The organism is Cobetia sp. 1CM21F (assembly GCF_023161745.1).
Lineage (GTDB): Bacteria > Pseudomonadota > Gammaproteobacteria > Pseudomonadales > Halomonadaceae > Cobetia > Cobetia amphilecti.
In genome coordinates, this window is sequence record NZ_JALNTQ010000001.1 from 1,365,025 (window position 1) to 1,379,850 (window position 14,826).

Here is a 14,826-nt window from a genome sequence, read left to right on the forward strand (position 1 = left end):
ATTGTCGGCTTTCTGCTGTCTGATTTGACTGCTTGCGGGATTTGCTGCTCGCAGCGATCAGCCGCGCCGCTTCTGATGGCGTTCGCGGTTGTTGTCACGCGCCGTGCGGGATTTGCGCAACATCACCAGCGTCGCCCCCAACCCACCATGGCGTGGCGTGGCACTGCTCCAGGCCTGCACCTCGGGCATCTGCTCCAGCCAGTGCACCAGGTAGGCACGAATCAAGGCGGCATGCGATTCGCTGTCACGCCCCTTGCCATGAATCACCAGCAGGCAGCGCAACTCGCTGCGCCAGGCATCCTGGATGAAGCGGTGCACCTCACGGCGACACTCGATGAGCGGACGACGCATCAGATTGAGCTGCGCCTCGGGTGGGTAGCCGCCCTGGCGCAAGCGCTCCAGCACACCGGTCTGGATGCCATCACGGCGAAACTCGACCGGGTCATGCGGCGAGAGATGCTCCACGTAGCTGTCGGACAGCCCGTCCAGCTCATTGCCCAGGGTCTTCTGCGCGTCTTCACGCCGTGCCAGCTGAGCCTCGCTGGGGCCCTTGCGGGCCGTGGTGACATCGGCGCGGTCCTTGCCGCGCCTAAGGGGAGCAACGCCTTGCATCTCACGACTGAACAGATCATCCGCCTCGGCACTGCTCAACTCACGGGCATGCGCCGCCGACATCATTGCAGGGGAAAAACGTGACATGGCACCCTCCAGTCTTCACCAGGACGTGTCAATTACGTGGAGCGCGCAGCCAAGGTCGACAAACGACGACGCCCCGAGACAGAGCATGCCTCGGGGCGTCGGTTCAGCTCAAGTCGCTGACGTGATTTCTTGCGTCATCACGCCTAAAGGGCGGATCAATGCCCGGTCTTGAGCTGCTCCCAGTACTTCTGATAGATCGACAGCGCATCGCCGACATCGGTCTGGAATTCGCCGCGGGCGAGATCCTGCTGAGTCGGGAAGACCACCGGGTTGTCACGCACTTCCGGGTCCATCATGTTCTTGGCCGCCAGGCTCGGCGTGGTGTAACCCACGTATTCGCTGATTTCCTTGCTGACTTCCGGGCTGATCAGGTAATCGATGAACTGATAGGCCGCATCGACGTGACGCGCGTTGGACGGAATCGCCATGGTGTCCATCCACAGGATGATGCCTTCCTTGGGATAGACATACTCGACCGGCACGCCTTCCTGGTTGGCCTGATAGACCTCACCGTTCCAGATCAGGCCGGCATCGACCTCACCCTGCATGAAGGGCACGCGCGCCGCATCGGAGTTGAAGGCACGCACGTTGGGCATCAGCTGGGTCAGCTTCTCGTAGGCCGCCTTGATCTCGTCCGGGTCCGTGGTGTTGCCACTGAAGCCGAGGCTTGCCAGTGCGACATGGAAGACTTCGCGCATGTCGTTGGAGAGCAGCAGCTTGTCACGATACTTGTCGTTCCACAGATCGTTCCAGCTGGTCAGCGCGCCCTCTTCGACATAGTCCGGGTTGTAACCGATACCGGCGCTGCCCCACATGTAAGGCACGCTGTACTGGTTGCCCTTGTCGAAGTCACGATCGACCAGATTCGGGTCGAGGTCCTCGAAATGGTCGAGCTTGCTGACATCCAGCTTCTGCAGCAGACCTTCACGCGCCATCTTGTCGATGTAATAGGTCGACGGGAAGACGAGATCGTAGCTGTTGTCGCTGTCCAGCAGCTTGAGCTTGGCATACATCGCTTCGTTGGAATCGAAGGTGGAGTAGACGACATCGATGCCGGTCTGCTCTTCGAAGCGCTCGATGACCTCATCGGGCATGTACTCGGTCCAGTTGTAGACGTAGAGGACCTTGTCGCTGTCATCCGCGGCCAGAACGGGGGCGGATGTGGCCACGGAAGCCAGGCTGACGGCAGCCATCAGGCCAGCGGCACGCAGCGGGAAACGGGTACCTTGCATGTTATTTTTTCTCCTTGAGCAACAACTGTGAAATCAACAGCAGACAGAGCGACAGCCCCAACAGCAGGGTTGCCAATGCATTCACTTCAGGTTTGAGCCCCAGTCGCACCATCGAGTAGATGCGCAGCGGCAGCACCTCGAAGGTCGGCCCGGTGACGAAGGTCGAGATCACCACATCATCCAGCGACAGGGTGAAGCTCAGCAGCCAGCCGGAGGCGATCGCCGGCATCAGCGCCGGTACCAGCACGTGCCAGACGGCGCGGGCTTCACTGGCACCGAGATCACGCGCCGCTTCCAGCAACTGCGGGTTGATGCCCGTCAGGCGGGAATAGACGGTGATCACCACGAACGGCAGACAGAAGGTGGCGTGCGAGACCAGCAGCGAGAAATAGCCCAGCTGGATACCCAGCGCAATGAACAGCGCCAGGAAGGCGATCGCCATCACGATGTCCGGCATCATCATCACCGTGAACAGCATGCCATTGAGCAGCGGCTTGCCGCGGAAGCGATAGCGGTAAAGCGCAGTGGCCGTCAGCGTGCCGATCAGGGTCGCCAGCGTCGCCGCCGTCACCCCGAGCCACAGCGTATTGAGCGCAGCCTCCATCAGATTGCCATTGCCCAGCAGCTTGTCGTACCAGCGCAGGCTGAAGCCGCCCCACACGAAGGGGTTGCGTGAGTCATTGAACGAGATGCCGATCAACACCAGGATCGGCACATACAACAGCGTGAAGATCAGCGTCAGATAACAGCGGCTGAACCAACGCAGCGCGGCGCTCGCCTTCATAGGGTCACCTCACGCTTGAAGAGCTTGACGCTGCGGTAATAGGCCAGCAGCAGGAACGCCATCACCAGCGTCAGCATCACGCTGATCGCCGCGCCGAAGGTCCAGTTGTTGGCCTCCAGGAACTGGCCCTTGATGATGTTGCCGATCAGCGGATGGCGCGAGCCGCCCAGCAGGTCCGAGACATAGAACATGCCCATCGCCGGCAGGAACACCAGCAGCACGCCCGCGATGATGCCCGGCATGGTCAGCGGCAGCACGATATGGCGGAAGGTGGCCAGGCCATTGGCGCCAAGGTCGCGGGCCGCCTCCAGCGTCGGGCGGCTCAGCTGCTCGAAGATGGCATACAGCGGCAGGATCATGAACGGCAGCAGCATGTAGACCAGCCCCACGATCACCGCCTCCTCGGTATACAGCAGACGCAGCGGCACATCGATCAGGCCGAGATTCATCAGCACATCGTTGAGCAGGCCGCGCGTCGCGATCAGCGTGCGCAGGGCATAGATGCGGATCAGCGAGTTGGTCCAGAACGGAATGATCACCAACAGCAGCAGCAAGGGCTGCAGGCGCGGGCTGGCCCGCGAGATCATCCACGCGAAGGGATAGCCGAGCAGCAGACAGATCAGCGTCGTGATCAGGCCGATCCACAGCGAATGGCCGAAGACACTCAGGTACACCGGGCTGATCATCTGGCCATAGTTGGTCAGAAAGCCCTGCCACAGCGTGCTCAGCGACAGCTCACCGCCCAGCAGCTGGCCGGTGTTTTCCGGCATCAGACTGACCAGTACCACCAACAGCGTCGGGGCCAGCACCAGCACGATCAGCCAGCCCCAGATGATGGTCAGGGTGGCGGTCTTGAAGGGATTGCGCACCAGACTCATGCACCCGCCCCCGTCACGGACGGCTCATCATCGGGCAGGATGATCTCCCAGTCCGGCACCCAGCTGACGCGCACGCGCTCGCCGAGGCGGTAATCGAAGTCAGGGTCATCCTCGTCGAAGAACTCGCTGGCCAACAACTGCTGACCGCTGTCCAGCTCCAGCACCGTGTCCAGGGTCATGCCCTTGTAGTTGCGCTCGATGACACGCGCCGGGAAGCCTTCGCTGTCCTCGGCGCCCTTGAGTCGCATGTCTTCCGGGCGCAGCAGCACCTGCACCGCCTCTCCGCCCTGATAGGTCCGGCCATGGCTGCTGAGTTCCAGCGTCTGACCGAGCAGCGTGATCTCGATGCGCCCGGCCGTCGCCGCGGGGCGCACGACCTGCGCCGCCAGCTGGTTGATCTCACCGACGAAGCGCGCCACGAACAGCGTGCTCGGCGATTCATAGACCTCACGCGGCGTACCGATCTGCTCGATGCCGCCTTCGCGCATCACCACCACGCGATCGGACATCGACAGCGCCTCTTCCTGATCGTGGGTGACGAACACGAAGGTGATGCCCAGGCGACGCTGCAGGCGCTTGAGCTCGTTCTGCATCTGCTTGCGCAGCTTGTAATCCAGCGCCGAGAGCGGCTCATCGAGCAGCAGGACGCGGGGACGCTTGACCACAGCGCGGGCAATCGCGATGCGCTGCTGCTGCCCGCCGGAGAGCTGGTCCGGGCGGCGGTCCGACAGATGGGCCAGTTGCACCATCTCCAGCGCTTCGCGCACCCGCTCATGAATCTCGGCCTTGGCGACCTTTTCCATGCGCAGCCCGAAGGCCACGTTGTCGTAGAGGTTCATGTGCGGAAACAGCGCATAGCTCTGGAAGACGGTATTGACCGGGCGCTGGTGAGCGGGACGCTCATGCAAGGCCGTCGACTCGAGCGTGATGGTGCCGCTATCCGGCGATTCGAAGCCGGCGATCATTCTCAGCACGGTGGTCTTGCCGCAACCGGACGGGCCCAGCAGCGTGACGAACTCACCATCGTTCAAATCCAGGTCAAGGCTGTCCAACACCTTGCGATCACCAAAGGTCTTGGAAATGCCACGCAGCTTGACCAGCGGGGCCTTCTCAGGAGCAGAGCTTTTCATCGGCGGGTTGTCACCTCCAGCGGGCGCCGCGAACGGCACCCTCATGCATGTCAGGCGCGCCAGGGACTGGCACGCCACATCGTCAATTCCATCGTGCCTGGCCACCGGCTGACTGCCAGCTCTCGCCTCGCCGCTCGCTTTGGCGCTGGCGCACAGGTTACGCAAAGGTCACATCAGACAGCGGCAAGGCGCCGTCGCCAGTCTGGCATGCCAACCTTTCACTTGCGTGTCTGCCCGGCGAGCCGCCGCCAGCTGACCGGCCTCACTCATGCCTCGACCACGCCTCACCCTCACCTCGCTCACACCTCGCTCACTCCTCACCCTGGCTCTCCAGCGAGCAGGCCGAATTGCGGCAAGGCAGGCGAGCGGATCCGGTTGATGTGCGAGGTTGATGTGCGAGAGACAAAGGAAAAGGCCCGAACAGGTGTCGGGCCTTTTCATTGGCGTCATCGCTTTCGATATCGGGGCATCGGCATCCGCCTCAACCCCCGTCGGGATGAGCAGACGGCACAGGGTGCGCATTCTGCCCATTCGACTTCAGGCTGTCACCTTGCAATCGCGTTCCAGTGCCGCTCAGGAAGTCGCAAGTTGCGGATCTTGCGAGTCTTTTTCCTCCTGAGTCATGGCCTCATCACCCACCTCACCGACACTGGGCAGCACCTCGACCAGACCGCAGGTCATGCGCTCCTTCTCGGCGGCACGCGCACGCGCCAGCGCCTCACGCAGGGGTTCCAGGCGCGGATGCGGCGCTTCGCCCGCCTCGCCGGCCGGCAGTTCCCATGGCAAGGCGTGCGCCATCTCCCACAGCGAGTATTGACTGAGATCACGCCCGAGCACCCATTGGCCATCCTGGGTCTGGCTGGCGATGTTCTCGGCGATGAGCGGCTTGAGCACACGACGGTAACGACTGCCCAGCACTTCCGTGAGGCGATCATCGGACAGCGGCTCACCGCGCTCATGGGCATCCTTGAGCAGCATCACGGCGCCGAGGGTCTGCCAGAACGGCGGCCAGCGATGCCAGTCAGCATTGGAGCGCTCGCCCATCCAGGCCGCGACTTCCGCCCCCAGCAGCACGATGCACCAGGACAGGAACACCCACAGCAGGAAGAGCGGCACAGCCGCGAAGGCGCCGTAGATGGCCTGATAGGACGGGAAATGCGTCACGTACAGCGAGAAGCCCGCCTTGGCCAGCTCCAGCGCCAGCGCCGTGGTCAGCGCGCCGACCGCGGCGTCACGCAGGCGAACCTTGCAGTTGGGCACCGCGGCATAGATGAAGGTGAAGGCCGCAGCGCTCAACAGCGGCGGCAACAGACGCAGCAACAGGGCCTTGCCGCCCAGCATCTCGGCGGCCGAGTCGAAGAAGGACAGCGAGGTCAGAAAGGACGACAGCAGAAAGCCCGAGCCCAGCATCAGCGGCCCCAGCGTCAGGACGGCCCAGTACATCAGGAAGCTCGACAGTCCCTTGCGCCCTTCCGGCACCTGCCAGATGGCATTGAAGGCGCCTTCGATGGTGATCATCATCATCACCGAGGTCACGAACAGGAAGATCAGACCCACCGAGGTCAGATTGCGCGCCTGACCGGAGAACTCGTTGAGATACTCGAGCACCGTGGCGCCGGTCGAGGGCAGAAACTGGGAGAACACCGTGGTCTGCAGTTGATCGCCCACGCCGTCGAAACTCGGAATGACGGCGAACATCGCATAGATGACCGTCATCAAAGGCACGATGGCAAACAGCGTCGTATAGGTCAGTGCCGACGCGGTCTTCTTGCCGTCGTGATAGTTGAAACGTGATACCAGCTTGAGGATGACGCCGATGGCGGGCATGACCCGCGAGATCCCTGGCAGTTGTGGCATTCTTGTGCGCCCCTCTACAATGCGTGCCTGATTCATTCGCCACCGCCGGCCATGGCCAGTAGCGCTTGCGTGAAACCCATCACCTGTCCGGAAACGGAGACAGTCATGTCAATATTGAAACTCTACCATAACCCACGCTGCTCCAAGTCACGGGAAACACTGGCGCTTTTGACCGCGCGCCTCGAGGGCGATGCCTTCGAGACCGTCCGCTACCTGGAAGATCCCCTCGATCGTGAGCAGCTCGCGGCCCTGGCCGCCCGAGTGGAAGGCGGCGCGCGGGCTCTGACCCGTGAGAACGAAGCCGAGTGGAAGGCACTGGGTCTTGTAGCCCCCAGCGATGCGCAACGCCTTGACGCGATTGCCGCAACGCCGAAATTGATGCAGCGGCCGATTCTCGATGATGGCACCCGTGCCGTCATCGGTCGCCCGCCCGAAGATGTGCTGGTGCTGTTGAGCGACGCCTGATCCCCTGATGACAGGGTGTGCTCACGCAAGCGTCCCGCTTGCCCCTTTCGATAGATTGTCATCCACCTGAGGAAGCTCATGTCCGCAACGACCCCCGACGCGACGCCGTACGTCCTCGTCCTCTATTACTCGCGCCATGGTGCGACCCGCACGCTGGCCGAGCAGATCGCCGCCGGCATCGAGTCCATCAGCGGTGTCGAGGCACGCCTGCGCCGGGTGCCCGAGATCTCGGCCACCTGCGAGCAGACCGAGCCGGAAATCCCCGACAGCGGGGCCATGTATGTCGAGCTGGACGACCTGCGTCACTGTTCGGGCCTCGCGCTGGGCAGCCCGACCCGCTTCGGCAACATGGCGGCGCCGCTCAAGTACTTCCTGGATTCCACCAGTGAGCTGTGGATGAACGGCGCCTTGATCGACAAGCCCGCCACTGCCTTCAGCGCCTCAAGCTCTCTGCATGGCGGTCAGGAAACCACGCTGATCACCATGCTGATCCCGCTGCTGCATCATGGCATGGTGTATGCCGGTGTGCCCTACAGCGCCACCGAGTTGCTCGAGACCACCCAGGGCGGCACGCCCTACGGCACGACCCACGTCAGCGGCAAGCGTGGCGACAACGATGTCGATGACAACGAACAGCGCCTGGCACTGGCGCAAGGCAAGCGTATTGCTCGCCTGGCCCTTGCCATGCAACCTCTCAGGGAGACGAAATAGATGCGCGCCTGGCTTGAACGACTGGAACGTGAGCAGGGCCTCGACACGCTCGAAGCCAAGAGCCGCCGTGGTGTGATCGCAAGTTTTGCCGCCGTCGCCCTGCTGCTGCTGATCGGCGGCATTCAGCTGATGGCGCAGAGCGAGAACAGCGGCCTGCTGCCGCTGTTGATCCGCCTGCTGCCCATCGCACTGTTTCTGCCCGCCATCTTCACCCGCCGGGCACGTGGCCATGTCTGGCTGGCCTTCGTCAGCCTGCTCTACATCATGCAGGGCGTGATGCTGGCCGGTGTGCCTGGCCACGCCGTCATCGGCGTACTGGAAGCACTGGCGGCGCTGGGGCTGTTCATTTCCAGCATGGCTTACGCCCGTTTCCGCTCGCGCAACCTCAAGCGTCAGCCGCAGGCCTGATCAAGCTCTGGCCTCTCCATTGCCCGCCCTTCTCGTCGTGCCTTGTTCGGCTAGAATAGCCGACTAGAATGGCGGGTATCGGTTTGCGGCTTGCCGCTTTCCCCGTCGCTACCCACTGCTTCTCCCAGCGTGTCTCCTCAACCATCGCGAGCCGCCCATGCTGTATCGACTTTGCGAGTTGACCACAGCGAGGCTTTGCCATGATCGGCCTGACAACACACTTGTCTTTTCCGCGCCCTGCGGGCGTATCGCGCAACCGCCTGACCACTGGCGTGCTGGCGGCTGGCGTGGTGCTTGCCAGCCTGTTGGCGTCGCCAGCGGCACTGGCTGACAAGACGGAAGATGCCATCCAGTATCGCCAGGCCGTCTTCCAGACGCTGGCGTGGCAGTTCAGTCCGATGGGCGCGATGGTCAAGGGCAAGCAGGATTATGATGCCGAGGAGTTTCGCACTCGCGCCGAGCGACTGGCGCTGTTGGCGCAGATGCCATGGGAGGGCTTCATCGCCGGTTCCTACGACGGTGATACCGACGCGCTGAGCAAGATAGAGAGCGACCGTGCAGGCTTCGACAAGCGTGCAGAGGCGCTGATGACCCAGAGTCGGGCATTGGCCGACGCCGCCGCCAGTCAGGACCTTGACGCCCTGCGCAGCCAGTTCGTCGAGACAGCCAAGACCTGCAAGGGCTGTCATCAGCAGTATCGCGCTGACTGAGATAGCCAAAGCTCCGTCAAGACGCAAAAGCGCCGCCATGAGATTGCTCGTGGCGGCGCTTTTGCGTCTTGGCATACCTGAAGGCGAAAATCAGAGCGAGAGCAGGAGCGAGCAGAGCTTACGGCAACTGCGCCCCCTGCCAGATGACCAGAACGGCAATGCCGATCGCCAACCCCAGCGCGAGCCACCTGCGTGCGCGTGAAGGTGGCACTGGCTCACCCTCGTCTGCCACCGACTCATCGCGCCTGAAATGCTTGCGGCCATGCACCATCGCCCAGATCAACCACTCACCGCGCAGGCCATGCCAGACGATGGCCATCAGATGCAGGGCGATCAGCCCCCACAGCAGCGTGATATTGGTGTGATGCACCCAGGCCAGCCCCTCGGCGACACTCGCTGGGACCCGGTCATGCAGGGGCCCTTCGAACAGCAGATCATCGGTGAGAAACAGCCCGCTCGATCCCTGAATCGCCAGCACCAGCAACATGGCCAGCGTCATCCAGCCACCCAGGGGATTGTGGCCTGCATGGCGTGGCGCGCATCCCGACAGAAAGTCAGCGGCGTAGCGCCAGGTCGTGCGCGGTGACGCCACAAAGCGGCTGAAGCGAGCATGCCCGCTGCCCACCAGCCCCCAGATGACGCGAAACATTACCAGCCCGATCACGCAATATCCCAGCCGTGCGTGCCAGACCATCGGAAAATCGAGCCCTGCGCCCACCTCGGCGGTGTACCACATGCCGATGATCGCCAGAATCAGCAGCAGGTGAAACAGCCGGATGGCCAGCCCCCAGATCACGACACTGCGCAGCGGCGAAGGCTCGCCCTGATCAAGATGCGGCGTCTCAGACGAGGACTTGCGGGATCGGTTCGAACTCATCCTGGTGACTCCCTCAGCGAATGGACCTTTGATGGCACGGCACGCGTTCAGGCAGCGATAGCCAGCCAACGAGCGGCCACAGACCAGTATAGGTGGACTCGGTCTGGCGGCTCACGGCAAATCAATCGGCCGTGGCGCCATGAGACATGTGAAATATCAGCAATGAAGCGCTGATTCAGCACTTTCCACTGCCAGCTGCCACCTTGGCAGCATCGCCTGACGCTTGATGACATTATATGCTGCGTAGATTGTCCGCGGCTTACCGGGTCTCGGCCTCTTGAAGGCTCCCGGCATGTGTCGCCCGTCTTCACCCCGCCTGCGCAGAACGGAACTCTCGCCATGTCATCGCCTTCCACGGCCAGTACCTCGCACGTCTCTCGGGGCGACACCCCCGGTGCGGGCTCGCCTCCCCGGCAGCCAGTCAGCGGTCGCCACCTATGGCAACAGGCACTCAACCAGACCCTGCCGGTGATGTTCGGCTATATCCCGCTGGGCGCTGCCTTCGGCGTGCTGTTCACCCAGCTGCCGTTGAGCCCCTGGCTGGGCCTTCTCATGTCACTGGTCATCCTGGCCGGGGCCGGCCAGTTCCTGGCGGTGGCCTTGCTCGGTGCAGGCGCCGGCATCACCGAGGTCTTCGTGGCCACGCTGCTGCTCAATTCGCGCCACCTCTTCTACGGCCTGTCGTTGCTGGAGCGCTTCCGCGCGGCGGGCCTTGGCAAGCTCTATCTCATCTTCGGGCTGACAGATGAAACCTACTCGCTGCTGGCCAGCCTGCCGCGCAGCGGCGAACGCGATGATCCCGTGGCGCGCCGTGATGACCAGCGCCTGATGTTGCGCATCACCTTCCTCAACCAATCCTGGTGGGTACTGGGGACGCTGCTGGGTCTGGCAGCCGGACAGCTCAGCTTTGACAGCAGCGGCATCGAGTTCGCGTTGACGGCGCTGTTCGTGGTGCTGGGCATCGAACAGTGGTTCGCCCTGCGCGAGCGCTGGCCCTTCATGCTCGGTCTGCTGGTCACGCTCGCGGGCCTGTGGCTGCTGCCGGAAGATCAGCTGTTGCTGGGCAGCATCGCGGCAGCCTGCGCGCTCCTGCTGGGGCAGTATCATTACCAGCGTGGCAAACATCAGCCACACGTCACGCCTGCCCCGCGTGACGATCATCCCCCACAAGACTCGTCTGGCGCGCGCCAGACTGAGCACACTCAAGCCTCGGAGCACACCATCCCATGACGACCCTGCAGGCCTTGCTGTTGATCGCCGTGTCAGCCGGTGCGACCTTCGCCACGCGCGCGCTGCCCTTCGTGTTCCTGTCCCGCCATTCGGCCCATCCGCTGATTCTGCATATGGGCCGCTATCTGCCGGCCATCGTCATGGTCGTGCTGATCATCGTCTCGCTGTCGGCCATGCAACTGCCTGACATGTCAGAGTCCGCGCACCGCATCTCAGCCTGGAAAAGCTGGCTCGTAAGCGCCGAGGGCGCCGGCATGCTGGTCGCGGCCCTCTGCGTGGCGGGACTGCATCTGTGGCGACGCAATGCGCTGCTCTCGATTGCCGTCGGCACCGGGCTTTACATGGCGTGGCTGCAGCTGGGCGGTGTCTGAGGCTTGCGATCCAGCACGTGAGCGGTCACAGTCATGTCATTACATGAGCAATTCATCAAGGGAGCCCACCATGAACCGCGATATCGCCGATGTGCGCAGAACCTATTCCGGTGATGGCCTGAGCCTTGCGAACACACCGCTGGAACCCTTCGAGCTGTTTCAGGAGTGGTTGACCAGCGCCCTGTCCGCCGATGACAACGACGCCAATGTCATGACGCTCTCCACCGTCGACAGCCAGGGCAAGCCGCATGCGCGCATCGTGCTGCTCAAGGGCTGCGACAGTGAAGGCTTCATCTTCTATACCAACTATCAGAGCCACAAGGGCAGCGAGCTGGCCAATGTGCCCTTCGCCGCGCTGACCTTCTGGTGGCCCGCGCTGGAGCGCCAGGTGCGTATCGAAGGCAGCGTCGAGAAGGTCGCAGATGCCACCTCCGATCAGTACTTCGCCTCACGCCCCAAGGAGAGCCAGCTGGGCGCCTGGGTCTCGCAGCAGAGTGTCGAGATTCCCGATCGCGAATGGCTCAGCGAGCGCCAGGGTCGCTTCGAACAGGTCTATGCCACCACCGAGGTACCGCGTCCGGAGCATTGGGGCGGCTATCGCGTGGTGCCGGAAATGATCGAATTCTGGCAGGGGCAGCCCTCGCGCCTGCACGATCGCGTGCGTTACCAGCGCCTGGACACCGAAGACGGCGAATGGCACAAGCAACTGCTGGCGCCCTGACCCGTTAGCCAGGCTGCACCGATAGCCAGGCTGTGCCGATAGCCAGTCTGCGCCAACACAGCGCTCTTCTCGAGGCTCCGTTAACGCGGGGCCTCTTGCGTTACCGTTCGGGTTGCCGTCCGGGCTGCCGCTACTGCTATCGCTTGCGCTATTCCTTGAGACCCCGCAGGTGCAGATTCGCGCGGTCAGCGGCTTGCCCTCACGGGGCACAAACCGGACAATGGCCGCCCTTTCGGCCTCTCGAACGCCAGTCAGCCTGCGCCCTTCATAGCGCACCCGACATGGCCTGCGATGCCAGACACGCTCAGATTGGAGGCTTCATGGCCTGGGATGACAGCGGCACCCCCAAGGTGGCACGTCAGACACTGGTAGACCGTCTGCTGGCCGGCTATACGCCGTCCGACAGTCATGGCATCTCGCTGGTCGATCACGCCGTGGTCGGCAATGTGCTGTATACCGTACTGGAACATCCTCACGGCCATACCTTCATTCGCCAGCACCTGATGCAGGCCCCCAAGAATGGTGACCCCAGCCGCTGGGAATACCATATCCGTGACGAGGGCACGCCAGACATTCCGCTGCAATGCCCCGAGGAGCTGCTCGAACAGTCGACAGCGCCCGGTGAGATTGCCGCCCAGTGGCGCGCCGACACCCGCGCGGCGCGTGATGCTGCCGCGACGCGCAAGCGCAAGATCAAGAAGCTCAAGAAGGGTGAGCTGCTGACCGCCCTGGATGGCAGCCAGGTGATCTTCGTGCGCGCCTTCACCGCCAGCCTCTTCATCGGTCGTGCGCCAGAGGATGGTGAGGGCGACGAGTACGAGTATCACTGGCAGGATATCGTGCTTTAGACCACGCCAGCGCTTGCCCCACTTGCCGCTTCGCCCCGCCCTCCTTGATGTCACTGACGAGCCCCTATGCAGCCACAAGCCGACCCGTTCATCGTTCCCGTCTGCCACGAAACCTACGCGGTGCTGTACGCCGACGATAACATCCTGCTGATCCACAAGCCCAGTGGCCTGCTCAGCCTTTCCGGCAAGCATCCGCTCAATCTGGATTCGCTGCATCATCGCCTGGTCAAGGAATACCCCAGCGCCAAGCTGCTGCATCGGCTGGATTTCGGCACCTCCGGCATCATGCTGGTCGCGCTCAACAAGCCGGCCAACGGCAACCTGACCCGCCAGTTTCAGGACCGCAACATCGGCAAGTCCTACACCGCGATCCTGCATGGCCATCTGGAGGAGGACAGCGGGCGCATCTCGCTGCCCATCGCCAAGGACGTCGATCAGTTCCCGCTCCAGAAGATCTGCCACGAGACCGGCAAGACCGCCATCAGTGATTTCCGCGTCATCGAGCGCCTGGAGAATCCGGCGCGCACGCGAGTCGAATACACGCCGGTGTCAGGTCGCACGCATCAGTTGCGCATCCATAGCCAACAGATCGGCCACCCGATCCTGGGCTGCGATCTCTATGCGACGGATGAGGCCTTCTTCATGGCCGAGCGCCTGATGCTGCATGCCGAGATGATCAGCTTCGATCACCCGGTGAGTGGTGAGCGCATGGAAGTGCGCAGTCCCTGTCCTTTCTGAGCCCGCCCGTTCTGCGCCAGTCCGCTCTGAGCCCGCCCGTTCTGATCAAGTCTGAGCTCGCCGAGTGTGAGCCACGCGTCATTGCAGGCACACAACGAAACGCCCCCACAGGAGACCCTGTGGGGGCGTTTCGTCATTCATGACTCACTGAGTCATGCGTCAGGCATCACTCAGCTGCAGCCGGCAGCCATTCCTTGACGATATCCTGATGGCTTTCCACCCACGCCTTAGCGGTCTCGTAGGGGTCGGCGTCATCTTCCTGGTTGTTGAGCATCACTTCGCCCATGTCAGCCGGCGTCCAGGCGAAGTTGTCGAGAATCGCGTAGACCTCCGGCATGTCTTCCTCGAGTCCCTTGCGCGCCAGGGTGTGAATCTCCTCGGCACCGCCGTAGACGCCCTTCGGGTCATCCAGATACTTGAGGTCCCAGCGGGCGAACATCCAATGCGGCGTCCAGCCGGTGACGACGATCTCACGCTCGCCCTTGATCGCATTGCTCAGTGCGGCGGTCATGGTTGCGCCACTGCCGGTGGTCAGGTCGATGTCCTCGAGATCGTAGTCCTCAAGCACCTGCTCGGTCAGACGCGTCAGACCTGCGCCCGGCTCGATGCCGACGATGCGCTCATCGATATCCTCGGCGTGGGTCTTGATGTCGTCGATGGTCTCGAGCTTGCTGTAGGACGGCACGACCAGCCCGAGCTTGGTGCCTTCGAGGTTGACGCCCAGGTCGTCGACCTTGTCGGCGATCTTGGCCATGTAGTCTTCGTGGGTGGTGGGGAGCCACGCACCGACCATGCCATCGGCATCGCCGAAGGCGACTGCCTGGAACATCGCCGCCGCAGACAGCGCCTTGAGTTCGACGTTGTAGCCCTGTGATTCGAGCACTGCCTTGACCACATTGGTGGAGGCGACTTCAGAGGACCACTCAACGTAGGCCAGCGTCACATCGCCCTTGTCACCAGCGGCATACACGGCGCTTGCCCCGGCCAGTGAGGAGGACATGACAGCGCCGAGCAGCAATGCCTTGGTGGCGGCATTCATCTTCGCGGTGACGTTCAAGGTAGTGCGGGAGGCATCTTGCTTGTTCATCATTTTCCCCTTTATTCGAATTTACTCATTGTTTATCGAAGCACGTCTGTCGAAAAACGCGTGTCGACGGCCAAACGTTG

General features: G+C 62.8%; 17 protein-coding genes. 9 read left to right on the forward strand and 8 right to left on the reverse strand.

Features of this window, described 5'->3' with window-relative positions; genetic code table 11:
- Nucleotides 1–57: 57 nt before the first annotated feature.
- The 6 genes from smrA to MSG32_RS05525 form a co-directional block, all read right to left on the reverse strand.
- Nucleotides 58–699, reverse strand: coding sequence for a DNA endonuclease SmrA (smrA, locus tag MSG32_RS05500; protein ID WP_282460258.1), 642 nt, complete (start codon nucleotides 697–699; stop codon nucleotides 58–60).
- A gap of 155 nt (nucleotides 700–854) precedes the next feature.
- Nucleotides 855–1,931, reverse strand: coding sequence for an extracellular solute-binding protein (locus MSG32_RS05505; RefSeq protein WP_197738736.1), 1,077 nt, complete (start codon nucleotides 1,929–1,931; stop codon nucleotides 855–857).
- A gap of 1 nt (nucleotide 1,932) precedes the next feature.
- Complete coding sequence (gene potC, locus MSG32_RS05510) at nucleotides 1,933–2,715, reverse strand: spermidine/putrescine ABC transporter permease PotC (RefSeq protein WP_043333579.1); 783 nt, start codon at nucleotides 2,713–2,715, stop codon at nucleotides 1,933–1,935.
- Nucleotides 2,712–3,593, reverse strand: coding sequence for a spermidine/putrescine ABC transporter permease PotB (gene potB, locus MSG32_RS05515; protein ID WP_248378343.1), 882 nt, complete (start codon nucleotides 3,591–3,593; stop codon nucleotides 2,712–2,714). The genes potC and potB overlap by 4 nt, the downstream gene beginning before the upstream one ends.
- On the reverse strand, nucleotides 3,590–4,723 hold the full coding sequence (gene potA, locus MSG32_RS05520; RefSeq protein WP_248378345.1) for a spermidine/putrescine ABC transporter ATP-binding protein PotA: 1,134 nt from the start codon (nucleotides 4,721–4,723) through the stop codon (nucleotides 3,590–3,592). Before potA ends, potB begins: the two co-directional genes overlap by 4 nt.
- 573 nt (nucleotides 4,724–5,296) lie before the next feature.
- Nucleotides 5,297–6,580 (reverse strand): YihY family inner membrane protein, encoded by a 1,284-nt coding sequence (locus MSG32_RS05525; protein WP_248378347.1) that lies wholly within the window; start codon nucleotides 6,578–6,580, stop codon nucleotides 5,297–5,299.
- A gap of 105 nt (nucleotides 6,581–6,685) precedes the next feature.
- Between MSG32_RS05525 and MSG32_RS05530 the strand changes: the two genes are divergently transcribed.
- From MSG32_RS05530 to MSG32_RS05545, 4 genes are all read left to right on the forward strand, one after another.
- The gene (locus MSG32_RS05530) at nucleotides 6,686–7,045 is read left to right on the forward strand and encodes an arsenate reductase family protein (RefSeq protein WP_248378350.1); all 360 of its coding nucleotides are present in this window, start codon (nucleotides 6,686–6,688) and stop codon (nucleotides 7,043–7,045) included.
- A 78-nt stretch (nucleotides 7,046–7,123) separates the two neighbouring features.
- Entirely contained in the window at nucleotides 7,124–7,756 is a 633-nt protein-coding gene (gene wrbA, locus MSG32_RS05535; RefSeq protein ID WP_043333572.1) for an NAD(P)H:quinone oxidoreductase, read from the forward strand.
- The gene (locus MSG32_RS05540; RefSeq protein WP_153635739.1) at nucleotides 7,757–8,164 is read left to right on the forward strand and encodes a DUF2069 domain-containing protein; all 408 of its coding nucleotides are present in this window, start codon (nucleotides 7,757–7,759) and stop codon (nucleotides 8,162–8,164) included.
- Nucleotides 8,165–8,385: 221 nt separating this feature from the next.
- A complete protein-coding gene (locus tag MSG32_RS05545; protein ID WP_172978663.1) occupies nucleotides 8,386–8,874 on the forward strand; it encodes a cytochrome c in 489 nt (162 codons plus the stop codon).
- A gap of 118 nt (nucleotides 8,875–8,992) precedes the next feature.
- On the opposite strand, the gene MSG32_RS05550 is transcribed toward MSG32_RS05545, so the two are convergent.
- Nucleotides 8,993–9,751: a cytochrome b/b6 domain-containing protein gene (locus MSG32_RS05550; protein ID WP_248378352.1), complete on the reverse strand. Its 759-nt coding sequence runs from the start codon at nucleotides 9,749–9,751 to the stop codon at nucleotides 8,993–8,995.
- Between the two features lie 339 nt (nucleotides 9,752–10,090).
- Here MSG32_RS05550 and MSG32_RS05555 point away from each other — a divergent pair, with 339 nt between their 5' ends.
- The 5 genes from MSG32_RS05555 (at nucleotide 10,091) to MSG32_RS05575 (ending at nucleotide 13,659) form a co-directional block, all read left to right on the forward strand.
- Entirely contained in the window at nucleotides 10,091–10,981 is an 891-nt protein-coding gene (locus tag MSG32_RS05555; protein ID WP_248378354.1) for an AzlC family ABC transporter permease, read from the forward strand.
- Complete coding sequence (locus MSG32_RS05560; protein WP_248378356.1) at nucleotides 10,978–11,352, forward strand: AzlD domain-containing protein; 375 nt, start codon at nucleotides 10,978–10,980, stop codon at nucleotides 11,350–11,352. Before MSG32_RS05555 ends, MSG32_RS05560 begins: the two co-directional genes overlap by 4 nt.
- A 70-nt stretch (nucleotides 11,353–11,422) precedes the next feature.
- Complete coding sequence (gene pdxH, locus MSG32_RS05565) at nucleotides 11,423–12,073, forward strand: pyridoxamine 5'-phosphate oxidase (protein WP_043333565.1); 651 nt, start codon at nucleotides 11,423–11,425, stop codon at nucleotides 12,071–12,073.
- Between the two features lie 320 nt (nucleotides 12,074–12,393).
- On the forward strand, nucleotides 12,394–12,921 hold the full coding sequence (locus MSG32_RS05570) for a hypothetical protein (protein WP_248378358.1): 528 nt from the start codon (nucleotides 12,394–12,396) through the stop codon (nucleotides 12,919–12,921).
- A gap of 66 nt (nucleotides 12,922–12,987) precedes the next feature.
- Nucleotides 12,988–13,659, forward strand: coding sequence for a pseudouridine synthase (locus MSG32_RS05575; RefSeq protein WP_248378360.1), 672 nt, complete (start codon nucleotides 12,988–12,990; stop codon nucleotides 13,657–13,659).
- A gap of 166 nt (nucleotides 13,660–13,825) precedes the next feature.
- Here MSG32_RS05575 and MSG32_RS05580 read toward each other — a convergent pair whose 3' ends face one another.
- On the reverse strand, nucleotides 13,826–14,746 hold the full coding sequence (locus MSG32_RS05580; protein ID WP_043333667.1) for a glycine betaine ABC transporter substrate-binding protein: 921 nt from the start codon (nucleotides 14,744–14,746) through the stop codon (nucleotides 13,826–13,828).
- Nucleotides 14,747–14,826: the final 80 nt, after the last annotated feature.

Bases quoted from the DNA above. Each gene is read 5' to 3' on its own strand.
- smrA (WP_282460258.1), bottom strand. From the start codon at position 699: ATGTCACGTTTTTCCCCTGCAATGATGTCGGCGGCGCATGCCCGTGAG.
- MSG32_RS05505 (WP_197738736.1), bottom strand. From the start codon at position 1,931: ATGCAAGGTACCCGTTTCCCGCTGCGTGCCGCTGGCCTGATGGCTGCC.
- potC (WP_043333579.1), bottom strand. From the start codon at position 2,715: ATGAAGGCGAGCGCCGCGCTGCGTTGGTTCAGCCGCTGTTATCTGACG.
- potB (WP_248378343.1), bottom strand. From the start codon at position 3,593: ATGAGTCTGGTGCGCAATCCCTTCAAGACCGCCACCCTGACCATCATC.
- potA (WP_248378345.1), bottom strand. From the start codon at position 4,723: ATGAAAAGCTCTGCTCCTGAGAAGGCCCCGCTGGTCAAGCTGCGTGGC.
- MSG32_RS05525 (WP_248378347.1), bottom strand. From the start codon at position 6,580: ATGCCACAACTGCCAGGGATCTCGCGGGTCATGCCCGCCATCGGCGTC.
- MSG32_RS05530 (WP_248378350.1), top strand. From the start codon at position 6,686: ATGTCAATATTGAAACTCTACCATAACCCACGCTGCTCCAAGTCACGG.
- wrbA (WP_043333572.1), top strand. From the start codon at position 7,124: ATGTCCGCAACGACCCCCGACGCGACGCCGTACGTCCTCGTCCTCTAT.
- MSG32_RS05540 (WP_153635739.1), top strand. From the start codon at position 7,757: ATGCGCGCCTGGCTTGAACGACTGGAACGTGAGCAGGGCCTCGACACG.
- MSG32_RS05550 (WP_248378352.1), bottom strand. From the start codon at position 9,751: ATGAGTTCGAACCGATCCCGCAAGTCCTCGTCTGAGACGCCGCATCTT.
- MSG32_RS05555 (WP_248378354.1), top strand. From the start codon at position 10,091: ATGTCATCGCCTTCCACGGCCAGTACCTCGCACGTCTCTCGGGGCGAC.
- MSG32_RS05560 (WP_248378356.1), top strand. From the start codon at position 10,978: ATGACGACCCTGCAGGCCTTGCTGTTGATCGCCGTGTCAGCCGGTGCG.
- pdxH (WP_043333565.1), top strand. From the start codon at position 11,423: ATGAACCGCGATATCGCCGATGTGCGCAGAACCTATTCCGGTGATGGC.
- MSG32_RS05570 (WP_248378358.1), top strand. From the start codon at position 12,394: ATGGCCTGGGATGACAGCGGCACCCCCAAGGTGGCACGTCAGACACTG.
- MSG32_RS05575 (WP_248378360.1), top strand. From the start codon at position 12,988: ATGCAGCCACAAGCCGACCCGTTCATCGTTCCCGTCTGCCACGAAACC.
- MSG32_RS05580 (WP_043333667.1), bottom strand. From the start codon at position 14,746: ATGAACAAGCAAGATGCCTCCCGCACTACCTTGAACGTCACCGCGAAG.